The sequence below is a fragment of the Jeotgalibacillus sp. 10bf12 genome (assembly GCF_055597105.1).
Genome location: NZ_CP200276.1, coordinates 1103963 through 1117541 on the forward strand (window position 1 = coordinate 1103963; position 13579 = coordinate 1117541).

The 13579-nt window shown below is 43.6% G+C and carries 15 protein-coding genes and 1 other annotated feature; of the genes, 10 read left to right on the forward strand and 5 right to left on the reverse strand.

What is annotated here, in order from left to right; all coding sequences use genetic code 11:
* Nucleotides 1-696, reverse strand: a complete 696-nt coding sequence (locus DH10bf12_RS05585; RefSeq protein WP_471737532.1) for an aspartate/glutamate racemase family protein — start codon at nt 694-696, stop codon at nt 1-3.
* 70 nt (nt 697-766) lie between these two features.
* Here DH10bf12_RS05585 and DH10bf12_RS05590 point away from each other — a divergent pair, with 70 nt between their 5' ends.
* The 8 genes from DH10bf12_RS05590 (at nt 767) to DH10bf12_RS05625 (ending at nt 7349) form a co-directional block, all read left to right on the forward strand.
* Nucleotides 767-1183, forward strand: a complete 417-nt coding sequence (locus DH10bf12_RS05590) for an NUDIX hydrolase (protein WP_471737533.1) — start codon at nt 767-769, stop codon at nt 1181-1183.
* A gap of 126 nt (nt 1184-1309) precedes the next feature.
* Complete coding sequence (locus DH10bf12_RS05595) at nt 1310-2179, forward strand: efflux RND transporter periplasmic adaptor subunit (RefSeq protein WP_471737534.1); 870 nt, start codon at nt 1310-1312, stop codon at nt 2177-2179.
* Between the two features lie 5 nt (nt 2180-2184).
* Nucleotides 2185-2865 (forward strand): ABC transporter ATP-binding protein, encoded by a 681-nt coding sequence (locus DH10bf12_RS05600; protein ID WP_471738196.1) that lies wholly within the window; start codon nt 2185-2187, stop codon nt 2863-2865.
* Nucleotides 2858-4021: an ABC transporter permease gene (locus DH10bf12_RS05605; protein WP_471737535.1), complete on the forward strand. Its 1164-nt coding sequence runs from the start codon at nt 2858-2860 to the stop codon at nt 4019-4021. Before DH10bf12_RS05600 ends, DH10bf12_RS05605 begins: the two co-directional genes overlap by 8 nt.
* Nucleotides 4022-4032: 11 nt before the next feature.
* Nucleotides 4033-4704 (forward strand): response regulator transcription factor, encoded by a 672-nt coding sequence (locus DH10bf12_RS05610; protein WP_471737536.1) that lies wholly within the window; start codon nt 4033-4035, stop codon nt 4702-4704.
* Complete coding sequence (locus DH10bf12_RS05615; protein ID WP_471737537.1) at nt 4701-6032, forward strand: sensor histidine kinase; 1332 nt, start codon at nt 4701-4703, stop codon at nt 6030-6032. Before DH10bf12_RS05610 ends, DH10bf12_RS05615 begins: the two co-directional genes overlap by 4 nt.
* A 31-nt stretch (nt 6033-6063) precedes the next feature.
* On the forward strand, nt 6064-6822 hold the full coding sequence (locus tag DH10bf12_RS05620; RefSeq protein WP_471737538.1) for a phosphotransferase: 759 nt from the start codon (nt 6064-6066) through the stop codon (nt 6820-6822).
* A complete protein-coding gene (locus DH10bf12_RS05625) occupies nt 6819-7349 on the forward strand; it encodes a GNAT family N-acetyltransferase (protein ID WP_471737539.1) in 531 nt (176 codons plus the stop codon). Before DH10bf12_RS05620 ends, DH10bf12_RS05625 begins: the two co-directional genes overlap by 4 nt.
* 16 nt (nt 7350-7365) lie before the next feature.
* Here the strand turns inward: DH10bf12_RS05625 and DH10bf12_RS05630 are convergent, their stop codons facing one another.
* A complete protein-coding gene (locus DH10bf12_RS05630; RefSeq protein WP_471737540.1) occupies nt 7366-7995 on the reverse strand; it encodes an alpha/beta hydrolase in 630 nt (209 codons plus the stop codon).
* Nucleotides 7996-8028: 33 nt separating this feature from the next.
* Nucleotides 8029-8580, reverse strand: coding sequence for a DUF4256 domain-containing protein (locus DH10bf12_RS05635; protein WP_471737541.1), 552 nt, complete (start codon nt 8578-8580; stop codon nt 8029-8031).
* Between the two features lie 135 nt (nt 8581-8715).
* Between DH10bf12_RS05635 and DH10bf12_RS05640 the strand changes: the two genes are divergently transcribed.
* Together DH10bf12_RS05640 and DH10bf12_RS05645 are read left to right on the forward strand one after the other, a co-directional pair.
* On the forward strand, nt 8716-8964 hold the full coding sequence (locus tag DH10bf12_RS05640; RefSeq protein ID WP_471737542.1) for a hypothetical protein: 249 nt from the start codon (nt 8716-8718) through the stop codon (nt 8962-8964).
* 238 nt (nt 8965-9202) lie between these two features.
* On the forward strand, nt 9203-9697 hold the full coding sequence (locus DH10bf12_RS05645) for a GNAT family N-acetyltransferase (RefSeq protein ID WP_471737543.1): 495 nt from the start codon (nt 9203-9205) through the stop codon (nt 9695-9697).
* Nucleotides 9698-9842: 145 nt separating this feature from the next.
* Here DH10bf12_RS05645 and DH10bf12_RS05650 read toward each other — a convergent pair whose 3' ends face one another.
* Both DH10bf12_RS05650 and DH10bf12_RS05655 read right to left on the reverse strand, forming a co-directional pair.
* Nucleotides 9843-12635: a bifunctional diguanylate cyclase/phosphodiesterase gene (locus tag DH10bf12_RS05650; RefSeq protein WP_471737544.1), complete on the reverse strand. Its 2793-nt coding sequence runs from the start codon at nt 12633-12635 to the stop codon at nt 9843-9845.
* Between the two features lie 74 nt (nt 12636-12709).
* The gene (locus DH10bf12_RS05655) at nt 12710-13102 is read right to left on the reverse strand and encodes a hypothetical protein (protein ID WP_471737545.1); all 393 of its coding nucleotides are present in this window, start codon (nt 13100-13102) and stop codon (nt 12710-12712) included.
* A 59-nt stretch (nt 13103-13161) separates the two neighbouring features.
* Nucleotides 13162-13400 (reverse strand) — a binding site (T-box leader).
* Between the last annotated feature and the right edge of the window lie 179 nt (nt 13401-13579).

Genomic DNA, 13579 nt, shown 5'->3' on the forward strand with positions numbered 1-13579 from the left:
TTAAGACTCCTTTAATGCAAGTTTCACAGCTTCTACTGCGTGAATTTCAGCTGTATCAAACAGTGGTACAGCAGCATCTTCCGGACTGATCAGTAAACCGATTTCCGTACAGCCGAGAATGATCCCTTCAGCCCCATCAGCGACTAACCGCGCAATCACTGATTTATAGTAGTGTCGTGAACCATCTTCAATTTTACCAAGACACAGCTCTTCAAAAATGATCCGGTTAATCTGCTGCCGTTCTTCTTCGGGAGGAGTCATGACGTTAATTCCCTTAGACGTCAGCCTCTCTTTGTAAAAATCCTGCTCCATTGTATAGCGTGTGCCAAGTAAACCAACTCTACCGATTCCCGCATGGTGGATTTGCTTTGCAGTAGCGTCCGCAATATGTAAAACGGGGATATGAATACTTTTTTCTATCTGATCAACAACCTTGTGCATGGTATTTGTACAGATCACGATAAAATCAGCGCCTGCTTTTTCCAAAGAACGCGCAGCATCTGAAAGACTTGTGCCTGCAGCATTCCAGTCTCCTTCTGTTTGATAACGTTCAATTTCATCAAAATCCACACTATATAAAATACATTTCGCAGAATGCAGGCCACCAAGCTGTTCTTTTACCGCTTCATTAATGATCCGGTAATAAGAAGCCGAGGATTCCCAGCTCATCCCGCCGATCAGTCCAATCGTTTTCATTGTTATTCCACCCTTCATACCTGCAAGTATACTCGTTTTAATGATTTGGAAAAAGTGGAGGTGTCCATCTATGAGGAATAGAAGTGCAGTTGTTATTGTTCAAAAAGGTCAGGTCGCTTTAATTAAAAGAGTCAGAAATGAAGAAGTCTATTATGTGTTTCCAGGAGGCGGTATAGAGTCTGGTGAGACACCTGAAGAAGCGGCAAAGAGAGAGGCTTTTGAAGAGCTGGGTGTGCATGTGCAGGCGGGACAATGCATTTCTAAAATAGAATGTGAAGTAACACAGTATTTCTTTGAGGCTGGCATTACAGGAGGTGTGTTTGGAACTGGGCAGGGAGAAGAATTAACGGACGTCAACCGCAACAGAGGAACGTATCTGCCGGTATGGGTTGATATAGCAGCACTAACTACGAAAGATGTCAGACCAAGAGAAGTTGCAGTGAAAATAACCAATAGTTCTGCTTTACGAAAGAATCCCCATCAATGATGTTAGCCCGATTCTCAACATACATAATCAAACTGAATATCTGATTACGTTCATCATCTGTCAGTTCATATTTCGTTCATATCTTTTGTTTATGATCTCCTTATCACTTAAATAGGAGGATTCATCATGACAAAAAAACAGGGTAAGAAAAAAGGATGGCTGATTGGTGCAGTCGCATTAATCGTAGCAGCAGGGGCAGCTGTTCCACTTTTTGCTGCGAATGATACAGCTGCTGTCAAAACAGAGGAAGTGACAGAAGAAACGATTACCACATATAACAGCTTTACTGGAACGCTCACGCCGGTCAGCCGTACGCTCGTCTCAGCAGAAAGATCGGATCTTTTTAACATCGTTGTTGAAGAAGGTCAGGTCGTCAATGAGGGAGACGTGCTGGCTAAAGGAGAACAGGGCAATATCACATCACCAGTCAGCGGCACAGTTAGTGCAGTTAAGGCGGAATCGGGGCAGCTTATGCAGGGGACGCCACTTATAGAGGTTGTAGATTACACAGATTTAGAAGCAAGTATACAGATCGATGAGTCTGATATTGGCTACGTAACTGAAGGCGAGTCTGTGATGATCCGTATCTCTTCAATGGATGAAGAGGTAAATGGTGAGATCAATAGTATAGCAAATGAGGCAATCACGAACGGTACACCAAGTGCACGTGCTTACTTCACAGCAAAAGTGAACATTGAAGAAACAGATAATATGAGAGCAGGAATGACACTCGAAGCATTAACAGTGCGGGAGGAAGAAACCGATGTGCCCACTCTTTCGCTTGACGGCATCAAATATGATGAGCAGGACCAGCCATTTGTATGGATCGAGAGTGATGAAGAAGATTTAATCAAGCGCTACATTAAGCTTGGGGTGACAGATGGATTACGTGTACAGATTACTGAAGGACTTGTCAGTGGTGATCAAATCGTAATCGAAGAAAATAACGCTGCCGGAGGATTTGCTCCACCGATGATGGGAGGCGGCGGTCAATGAGTGCCATCGTTTCAATGAATGATCTATCAAAATCTTATCAATTGGGAGAAGACCAGCAGACCGTGTTGAAATCGATTCAATTAGAGGTGCAGCAAGGCGATTTTGTTACCGTACTTGGTCCTTCAGGATCAGGAAAATCCACGCTGATGAATATGATCGGCTGTCTGGATACACCAACATCAGGTGACTATACAGTAGGTGATAAAAATACAGCTGATATGACTGAAAAGGAGCTTGCTGCGCTTAGAAATAAAGAAATCGGCTTTGTTTTTCAGCAATTTCAGCTCCTTCCAAGGCTATCTATTTTAGAAAATGTTGAATTGCCGCTCATTTATTCAGGTGTGTCAAAAAAAGCCCGGCGGAATCGTGCCACTGATTTGCTCGGGAAAGTAGGCCTTGCAGATAAGCTTGGGCACAAACCGAATCAACTGTCCGGTGGTCAGCAGCAGCGTGTAGCCATTGCGCGTGCCCTGGTGACAGAACCTTCATTGCTGCTTGCAGATGAACCGACTGGTGCACTTGATCAACAGACAGGCAAACAGATTATGGGGCTGTTTACTCAGCTTCATGATGAAGGGAAGACAATCGTCATGATTACCCATGATGAGAAGATTGCACGCTATGGCAGCCGTATCGTTCATTTGCTTGATGGAGAGGTCAGAGAGGAGCGTGCAGGGAATGTTTAAAGAGAATATTCGAATGGCCTGGCTGAACATTTCAGCAAACCGGATGCGTTCCTTTCTGACAATGCTCGGGATTGTCATAGGTGTTGGTGCGATCATTGCATTGATGACGATTGTAAATGGTGCAACTGCTTCAATTAACGAAGAAGTATCCACCTTTGGAGCTGACCGGATCAGTGTACAGATTCAGGGAACAGAACAAAAAGCAGGAATGACATCAGCAGAGATAGAAAACTTAACAGAGATAGCAGGTGTCAGAGGTGTATCACCGACTGTTCAGGGGCTGGTCACGAGCTCTGCTTCAGCGGGTGATATCTCATTATCCGGCAGAAGTGAAGTCTATTTTGAACAAACACCTGATGCGCTTGATAAGGGAAGAGGGCTGACACAGGCAGACGTAGAGCAGGAAACGCCTGTTGCAGTCATCGGATCTGACCTGGCAGATCAGTGGTTCCCGCTTGAAGATCCGATTAATAAAGAAGTGACATTGAATGGCAGAAGCTTCACGGTTGTCGGTGTACTGGCACCTTCAAGCAGCTTCTCTGTCACATCCGTCAATGAACTCGTGATGATTCCTTACCCATTAGCACAAAGAGTGTTAGGTGTTACGACAATCAATCAGACTGACCTTTATATGGCATCAGGTGCCGATGCAAATGACATTGTCGATCAGGCAACAGTGATTCTGCAAAATGCTTTCAACCAGAATGATGATGTCTACAGTGTCACAAATTTTGAGGATGCATTGGCATCTATTGACCAGATTAATTCGATGTTATCAATGCTATTAGTAGGGATTGCTTCTATTTCACTGCTTGTAGGCGGAATTGGCATTATGAATATGATGCTTGTGTCAGTCACTGAACGCACAAGTGAAATCGGGCTCCGGAAAGCGCTAGGGGCTTCACCCGGTTATATTCAGCTTCAGTTTTTACTGGAATCGATCTTCCTGTCACTGCTTGGCGGTCTGATCGGAATCGGCTTTGGTGCCGCGCTCGCCTACCTTGCGAGTCTTGTGATGGGAATCGGCTTTACACTTTCAGGCACATCAATTGTTTTAGCTGCAGGATTCTCAATGATCATTGGTGTGATTTTCGGCTTTGTTCCGGCCAGAAAAGCTTCGCGCCTGAATCCAATTGAAGCACTCCGCAGCGCATAGGAGGCGAAAACATGGTTCGGGTATTAATCGTAGAAGATGATCAGGCCCTGCGTCATTACTTGAAAGAAGGACTCACTCAGGCGGGGTACAACGTGTTTGAGGCAGAAGATGGCTCAGACGCGCTTAAAGTACTTGATCAGCAGGGAATTGACCTTGTCATAACAGATGTGATGATGCCGAATCTCGATGGCGTCACACTGACATCAGAGCTCCGGGAAGTTTATGACTTCCCGATTCTGATGCTGACTGCACTTGAAATACTTGAAGATAAAAAGAAGGGATTTTTATCCGGGGCAGATGACTACCTGGTTAAGCCGGTTGAATTAGAAGAGCTGCTGCTCCGGGTAAGTGCACTTCTCAGAAGAGCGCATATTTCAAAAGAAAAGCAGATTCAACTGGGCAATACAGTGATTAACGAATCTTCAAGAACGGTTACTTACGGTGAAATGACACTGGAGCTGCCTCTAAAAGAATTTCAGATATTATTTAAACTCGCATCGAGCCCAACAAAAATATTCACCCGTCAGCAGCTGATGGATGACATCTGGGGATATGACGCTGAGAGTGACCTTCGCACAATCGATGTGCATATCAAAAGAATCCGTCAGCGTCTTGAGGGTGTCAGTGACTTTGAAGTGAAAACAGTGTGGGGGCTCGGTTACCGGTTGGAGGTGCTGATATGAAGCGTTTTTTTCATACGATCTATGGACGCTTTTTAGTTATCTTCATCGGGTTATTATTGATTCCAATGCTGATTTCTTTCACACTTCTTTTTACCATTCAGCTGGATCGGATCAGAGAGGATGTTGAACTTCAGCTGACTGATCAGGGAGAAATGCTGCAGAGGCTTGTTTCATCGGGTTCTTTTACAGCAGAAGAGGCTGTTGACCTGGTAATTGGTGACATTCTGGTATCCCGTTCATATGATTCAATCGCTGCCTGGCGGAATGCCGGAGCAGCGGATTACACGGATGATCAGATTAATCGGCTTGAATCAGGGCAGGTGATCACCGGAGCTTTATCTGATTTTCGTGAGCTGCCCTATGCTGCATTTGAATTAAGTGGAGACATCTACATGATTTCCCCCAATCTGAATAATAACCAGATTACACAATTTCGTGATACAACCCTTTACAGCTTCATCGCAGTGGCATTAATTGGCTCTCTGCTGATTTTATTCGCTATTTCCTTTTTAACAAGGCGCTTGAAGAAGATCAGTCAGGCCTCCCGTCAGGTGTATGAAGGGAATTATGCGGTGAAAATTCAGGACAATGGAAATGATGAGATAGGTGATTTAGCAAGGCAGTTTAATCAAATGGCTGAGGAGCTTGAGACAAATGAATACTTGAATAAAGAATTATCTGCTGTCATGGCACACGAATTCAAAACACCTGTTTCTTCATTAGTCGGGTTTGCAGCGTTACTCCAAAAAGAAGATGTTGCGGACGAAAAGCGGATTGAATATGCTGCTGTCATTGAAAGAGAAGCAAAAAGGCTGGCTCAATTATCTTCAACATTATTAAAGCTTTCTAAGTTTGACCATAAACTGGTGCACCTTACACAAGCAAGTTATCAGCTGGATGAACAAATCAGAGAATGCATTTTAATGCTTCAGCCCCAGTGGGAAACCAAAGACCTTGAACTCGACATTGACTTGCCGGATTGCAAGTGGACCGGAGACCGTGAGCTGATGTCGCAGGTATGGATTAATATATTGAAGAACGCTGTTGAGCACTCGTCTCATCATGGAAAGTTATTTGTCCGGATGAAGAAATCTGAAGAAGCAATTCATGTGGAGATCAAGGATACCGGAGAGGGAATTGCCCCTGAACACCTTGAGCGGATATTCGAACGGTTTTATCAGGTCGATCGCAGCAGAAATGCTTCAGGAACAGGGCTGGGTCTGTCTCTCGTGAAAAAAATTATCGAATTGCATCATGGGGAAGTAAAGGTTCACAGTGATAGTGGGAGAGGAGCAACTTTCTTTGTGATTCTTCCAATCAATCAATAATCGTGAATTTAATTGATAGAGGGGGCAACTTATGAATGAATCAGAACTAACCGGAGGCAATGTCTCCAAAGTCGTTCTCTCAGGGAATACAGTCCGTAGGAAACAAAAAGAAGGCAGTGAGAGAATTCATAAGCTATTACTTCACCTGGAAACCAAAGGCTACCCTTACTCACCGCGATTTCTCGGTACAGATGAACAGGGAAGGGAAATGCTCACGTATATCGATGGTGAAGCTGGAAATTATCCTGTTAAAACGTATATGTGGTTAGACGAAAATCTGGAAGGAATTGCAGTTATGCTGCGAGACTATCACAAGACAGTGCGTGATTTTTCGTTTGATCAGAGCTGGACGTCTCTTCCTGGAACCCCTGAAAAACATGAAGTGATCTGTCACAACGATTTCGCAATCTATAACCTGATTTTCCGCGACGGGAAGGTATGCGGTGTCATTGATTTTGATGTAGCCGCTCCAGGTCCTGTGAATTGGGATATTGCCTATACGTTGTACACGTGTGTGCCGTTGAGCAGATTCTATTTAGATGAAAATGGAGACAAGATTATACCTGATCCCACTGAACAGCTGAGGAGAACTGAGGTATTTTTAAAAGCATATGGAAATGAGTTTGAACATATATTAGATGTCATCATACAAAGGCTTGAGGCACTTTGTCAGCTGATCGCTGAAAAGTCGGAAGCGGGTGACCCTGCTTTTCAAAAGATGAAAGCTGAAGGACATATTGAACATTACAGAGAAGATATTCTATACATAAGGGAGTTGGAAGGGAAATGAAACAATTAGAGACAAATAGACTGATCTTGAGAATGTTCACTGAACATGACGCAGAGGATGTTGCGGCAATGTGTAACAACGTAAAAATCTATCAGCATACATTGAATATCCCGTACCCATACACAAAACAAGATGCACTGACTTGGATCGGGTTCCATGAAGAGAATAGAGAAAATGAGAGAATGTATGATTTAGCCGTTACAGATAAGTTAACAGGTCAGCTGCTTGGCTCAGTTGGGTTATCCATACATAAGACGTTCAATCATGGTGAACTGGGCTACTGGATTGGCGAAGATCATTGGGGAAAAGGCTATGCCACAGAAGCTGCAGAAGCAATGATTAAGTTTGGCTTTGATCAAAAAGGACTTCACAAAGTCTACGCCCGCTGTTTCGATTCCAATCCGGCTTCAGGGAAAGTACTCGAAAAACTTGGGATGAAAAAAGAAGGCGTTTTGAGAGAACATGTGAGGAAAGACGGGGAGTATGTGGATCTTTTACATTATGGAATGTTAATGAGTGAAGCATAGGGTCAGACCCTGTACTTCACTCCTCCAAAAACCCCTTCACCGTCATCATCACTTCCATCAGTGCCGCAAGAGAACCCTTCGTGTCATAAAGACCGGTGTCTAATGAGTGGTTGCCCTCTGGAATAATGGATGTATGTATGCCTGAACGCCCGAGGGTAAGGAGCTGTTCATTATTGTAATGAGGGTCTTTATCGCCAATCACCAGCAGCTGCTCGTGCTCACTATGCAGCATACCTTCTAAGACTGGATCCAGTTTTAGAAGAGGTGTGAGCAGGATCATTTTAGCATCAGCAAATGACTCTCTTTGCATTAGATCGCACGCAATCGGGATCGTACCAAGTGATTTTCCAAGAAAGATCACATGTTGATAAGCGTGCTGGCTCAAAACGTCTGATAGAACCGGGTTAACATCGCTCATCATCGTGTCGATCAGCTCATCCATCGGTTTCTTCAGAATGTTCTCTTTAAATGAATAATGGACCTGGACGATATCAATCTTTTTTTCAAGCATCAGCATGGTTGAGTAATAAAATAATGGTTTTTCATAGGTATAACCTGCTCCGGAAAACATAAAGCAGACCGTGTCTGATCCTGAATGGATATGTGTATATTTAGTTGTATCCGCGACATTTTTATAGACGTTCATTGAGATCTCCTTTTAATCGATATGGTGAATGATTCAAACTTTCAGTACGCCGCGAAATCCCCTTGAAGCATAATAAGAGTCTGCACCGTTGTGATAGACAAAGACAGTATCATAGCGGCGATCACAGAAAAGAGCACCGCCTTTACTTCGGATCGCGTCAGGCGTTTTCACCCAGCTTGATGTTTTTAGATCGAAATTTCCAAACTCCTGGAGTCTGCGGTATTGTTCCTCAGTCAGTATTTCAATCCCCATCTCCTCAGCTATATTCAATGCGCTGTTTTCAGGGGGAAACTTCTTTCTTGCTTCAAGTGCAGCATGATCGTAGCACACGCTTCTGCGGCCTTTAGGACTTTCAGGTGCACAGTCCACGAAAGTGAAATCATCAGCTTTAGCATTAAGTGCCACGACATCCGGCTCGCCTTTACTTTCTTCCATTTCGTTCAGCGACCATAGTTTTTCAGGCTGCTCCAATAGCTTTTGCTCTACATGCTGCCAATCGATTTCAGGGTGCCGGTCTATATGATTCTCAAATCTGTTTTTCAAAACAGATAATAGTTCTGTTTGTTGTTCTTCAGATAACGCCATACCAAAGCCTCCCTGCTAAAATTGCTAATCCACTCCTCAACCATTTCGCTATCTATATTGGAAATACCTGCATGAAGTGATAACCATATTGTGGTAAGGTTGAATGACAAGTCATTAAAGAGGGAGGATCTCTCAGTGAAAACGCATAAGTATATGAATCTGTCCGCATTATTTTTTGTGCTGGGTGTCTTAGCGTGGCTGCCAAACCTGATTCTTGATTACGGTACACCACTCACACTTCTATCCATGCTCTTTGGCGCACTCGGTATCGTCTTTGCCGGCATCGCAAGAAACTGGCTGCTCGTTGTCGCAAATGTATTTGTGATGTTCAGTTTCTTTATCGTGATGGGGCTTGGGTATTATTTTTATAGTTTGGCTGCTTGATTTAAAAAGGGTTGGGAGGACGCTCAAGTGAATTCCTTCATTTGAGCAATTATTCCTTCAGATCTGTAAGTCATTCCTTTAATTTGAAGTTTATTCATTCAATACCTAAAATGATTCTATCAGGAGCCCGTGCAACACCTGAATTTCCATCATTCCCATTGTTATTTCCATCAAAATCTTCTGTGATCCCTTCATTTCACCATACAATTCCATCGCCACCTAAAAAAGGAGAAAAACAATGTCACTCTACCAGATTCAAAACATGACCATAAAAGCCGCACAACAGATTAATCAATGGACTTACGAAGAACCATACGATCTCTACAGCATGTCCGGTGACCAGGAGGACCTGGATGAATTGATGGATGGGACTTACTTTGCCGTTTATGAAAACGCTCAGCTCATCGGATACTTTTGTTATGGGGAGAATGCGCAGGTTCCTGCGGGAAGGAAAGCTGGGGTTTATGAGGAGACAGCCTATTTGGATATCGGGCTGGGATTACATCCGAAGCTGACAGGAAACGGAAAAGGATTCAGCTTTTTGTCTTCGGGTCTGGCATTCGGTCAAGCTGAATATAGCGCCGGAAATTTCAGGCTCAGTGTCGCTGGTTTTAACAAAAGAGCCATCCGTCTCTATGAGAATGCGGGATTTGAAGAGGCAGCATCTTTTGTAAATATAATTGGCGAAGAGGAAATTGAATTTTTTCTCATGAAAAAGTGTAGAAAAATGTAGCCACTCAAAATTTCCAATTTTCTCTAATCACTGCACACCTGTAAATCTGCAGGTGTTGTCATGTCTTTTGAGGGAAGAAAAAACGACTTCTGCTGAATGCACCAGCATACATTCAGCAGAAGCCGCTTCAGTTTTCTCTCCGAACTCAACCTATGCCATATTCCACTAATACATCCTGTAGCGCTACAGCAGGTAAAGGCCGGCTGAAAAAATATCCCTGCATGAAGGAACATCCCTCTTCCATTAGCAAATCGATTTGCTCCTGTGTTTCCACACCTTCTGCGACAACTGAATAATCAAGCTGTTTAGCCAGGTGGATAATGGTAGAACTAAGCGCAGCGATATGCGGGCTGTGTGTCATACCGTCAACAAATGAGCGGTCAATTTTGATACAGTCAATCGGAAAGTCTTTAATATACTTCAAGGATGAATAACCTGTTCCAAAGTCATCAAGAGCTAGTGTCAGCCCAAGTTCTTTCAACTGTTGAAGCTTATCTATATCATGAGATTGGATTAATGTATGTTCCGTTAATTCAATTTCAAGATATTTTGGATCTATACCTGCTTCGCTAAGGATTGCACTCACTGTTTGTACAACACGGGGGTGCTGGATCTGCCGAATAGAGAAGTTAACTGCCATTGTGAATTTGTAGCCCTGATCGTGCCAGGTTTTGAGCTGCTGTACAGCCTCGCGCAGCACCCAGTTACCAAGCTTCAGGATCATACCTGTTTCTTCGGCAAGCGGTATGAACTTATCCGGAGGCACTCTTCCAAGAGATGGATGTGTCCATCGTAGTAATGCTTCTACACCGAAGATTTTCCGAGTATGGTAATCGACCTTTGGCTGATAGTGAAGCTCAAGTTCATTACGTTCAACAGCCTGATGAAGTGCGTTCAACAGGTTGGATCGCTCAATATTTTTCTCCATAAGCATACGTGTAAAGTAATGATACGTTCCACCCTGTTCCTTAGCGACATACATTGCCGCATCTGCATTACGGATCAGCTCATCTTCATCTGCAGCATCATCTGGATAGACGCTGATGCCAATGCTAGTACCTGTATATAATTCATGTTTCCCTATTCGAATTGGTTCAGTTAAACATTGAAGGAATTGGACTGCCAGATCATCAAGATCCTCCAGTTGATCGACATCTTCAATCAGCACCATAAATTCGTCTCCACCAAGCCTGGACACCGTTACGCTTGAAGTCACAAGCGTGCGAAAGCGTTCAGCTACCTCGTATAATACTCTGTCCCCGATCGTATGACCGTAGGAATCGTTGATCAGTTTGAATCGGTCCAGGTCTAGAAACATGACGGCCAGACGTCGTTGTGCACGGCTTGCTCCCTTGAGTGCCGTCTGTATTTTTTGAACCATGTAACTTCTATTCGGCAGGCGTGTGATGAGATCATAATAAGCCTGATTGTGGATTTTTTTCTCCATTTGTTTACGCTCTGTGATATCTCTGAAGGTAATGACTGTTCCATTATGCTGATCGCCATGTCGAATCGGTGTAGAAACATACTCCACATCAAATATACTGCCATCTTTTCTCGCAAATTTTTCATCAGCTGAGTATGCTTTTTCTCCAGTTCCAAGCGATTCATAGATCGGAGAACGCATCTGCTGATAAAGGGCCAGTTCTTTTGAATAGTGAGCCACTACTTCATCCTGCGCTTTGCCAACCAGTTCATCGACTTCATAGTCGAGCATGGCAGCAGCCGTTGGATTACAAAAAGTAATCTGTCCTTCCTTATTTAAGCCGTAGATGCCCTCACCGGCTGAATTAAGAATGGATTCATTCCGTTTACTTAGCAAACGGAGGTCGTTATTCATATTTTCAAGGATTTCATTTTTCTCCTGTAATTCATGTGTGCGGTGCTGAATGATATCCTCGAGCTGATCAAGATGAATCAAATTGGCAAGCACACCAGCTGTGGCATCCGCAATTGACATAGCCAGCTGCTGCTCAGCGCTTGTATATGCCTGTGGGACATCAAAGCTCACTACACCTAACGTACCCAGTACTTCACCACGGGAAATCATAGGGAATGTATACATTGACTTAATCCCAAAGCGATTGATCACTTCTTTATTTGTTCTTGGATCGTTCAGCGCATCCATAATAATTGAGGGCTCTTTTGTTTTCTGAATCTCTTTGAAAACCTCATCCTCTTCAAAATTAATATGAGCGTCCTGATGAACCTTCTTCCATTCTTCCTCATTCCAATTGCTATTTGAGGAAAGCCTGTATGGAGAGGTGGATTGTGTATGGATATCTTTCAGGTGCGCCCCGACATTCGGGTTATTTAAAGCTCTGCTGATATATTGAAAGCTTGTTTCAAGCGTTTCTTCGACTGTTATACAGCGTGACAGCTCGCTTGTTGCATCGAGTAACAGCTGCTTATCCTTCAGTAATTTCTGAGAATGCGTCAGGAGTTCTGCATTCCTGATCGCAACAGCCGCCATGGCAACATATGATTCAATTGCGCTGATTTCTTCACTGCTGAGATGAAGAGGGGAACTGTAATCAAACAGAAAAACAAGGCCATAAAATTCTTCTTCAAAATAAATAGGCATGCCAAAGATAGACTTGATATTGAAAAGCTGAATTGGTACAGGATCAGGTCTCGAATCCTTACTCGTGTCAGGTATATAAATACTTCTTTTTGTTCTGACAATTTCTTCTGCAAACCGGTCATTGCGAATGTCAATGACCATTTTATCCAGTGTGATGCCGTTGAATTGATCCGGTTTTCCGACATAGCCCTGAAACTGACTTGGTCCAACAGGAAGATAAATTCCTACAGCATCGCAACGGACAATCTCTTCAGAAATCGCCAGTACTACCTGCTCTAACGCAGAGCGCTTATCAAGCTCAGCGTGTATGATCTTTGTAATTTCTGCTAATCTGGAGTATCTACCATGGTGCATCAGCCATCACCCTTTCAACTCATATATACAGAAAATCTGACAATAAAGTGGTCATCATGTAAATATTCGACTGATTATTTCAAAATCCTTCTTTTTACATGTGTAAAGTGTAAGAAAGTTGAAAGAATATTTCTTTTAGCATGTGTACCAGGTACCGTAAGTGCTAAACAGATGGTAATGACAAACATTAAGCTGACACCTGACAAGACAATCTGGCGGAGCGGAAAAGAAAAAACTAACAGTGCGAATACCCCGGTCAAGAGGGTTTTCTGCACACGATCAACAAGGCTTCCGCACCAGAAGGAAGTGAGAAGGGCAGCTGCCGGACGAATGATATAAAGTAATCCAACCGCAGCAGCAGAACCTGTCTGATTAAAGATCATCAGGTTGAGTGCGATAAAATAAATCCAGGAGCCGATCCCTGTAAGGCCAATGGAGGTTAATAAAAGTAAAGCATTTCTGTTCATCGTGACACCGCCTTTTCATTAGTGAAAAACAAAAAAATCTCACCCCCAGGACAATTTGTCCTGAGGGCGAGATTCCGTCGCGGTGCCACCTCAGTTTGCCAATATGTCACCATATCAGCCTTTTCAGGTACAAGATCTATACCCAAGCCCGTTAACGGAGGCGTCCGTTCTGCCATCACTTCTGATCCGGCAGAATGCTCTGAGGCTTGCTTCAATCACCGTTCACCTGCTCCTTTTCACCATACGGAGCTCTCTGTCGAAGTTTCAGGTTATCTACTGTTCTCTTCATCGCATGTAAATGTCAGATGATTATACCACTAAATGTAAGAGGGGAGTCAACATTATATTTTGGTTGGGTCGTGCGCTGCGATCCAATCTCCTGTCACTACCGTCGATTGTGCTCTCACTACTGTCGGCAGTCGCGTCGCTACCATCAACCCGGGTGTATCCTGCCGTCGCGGAGCTGCACACTACCGT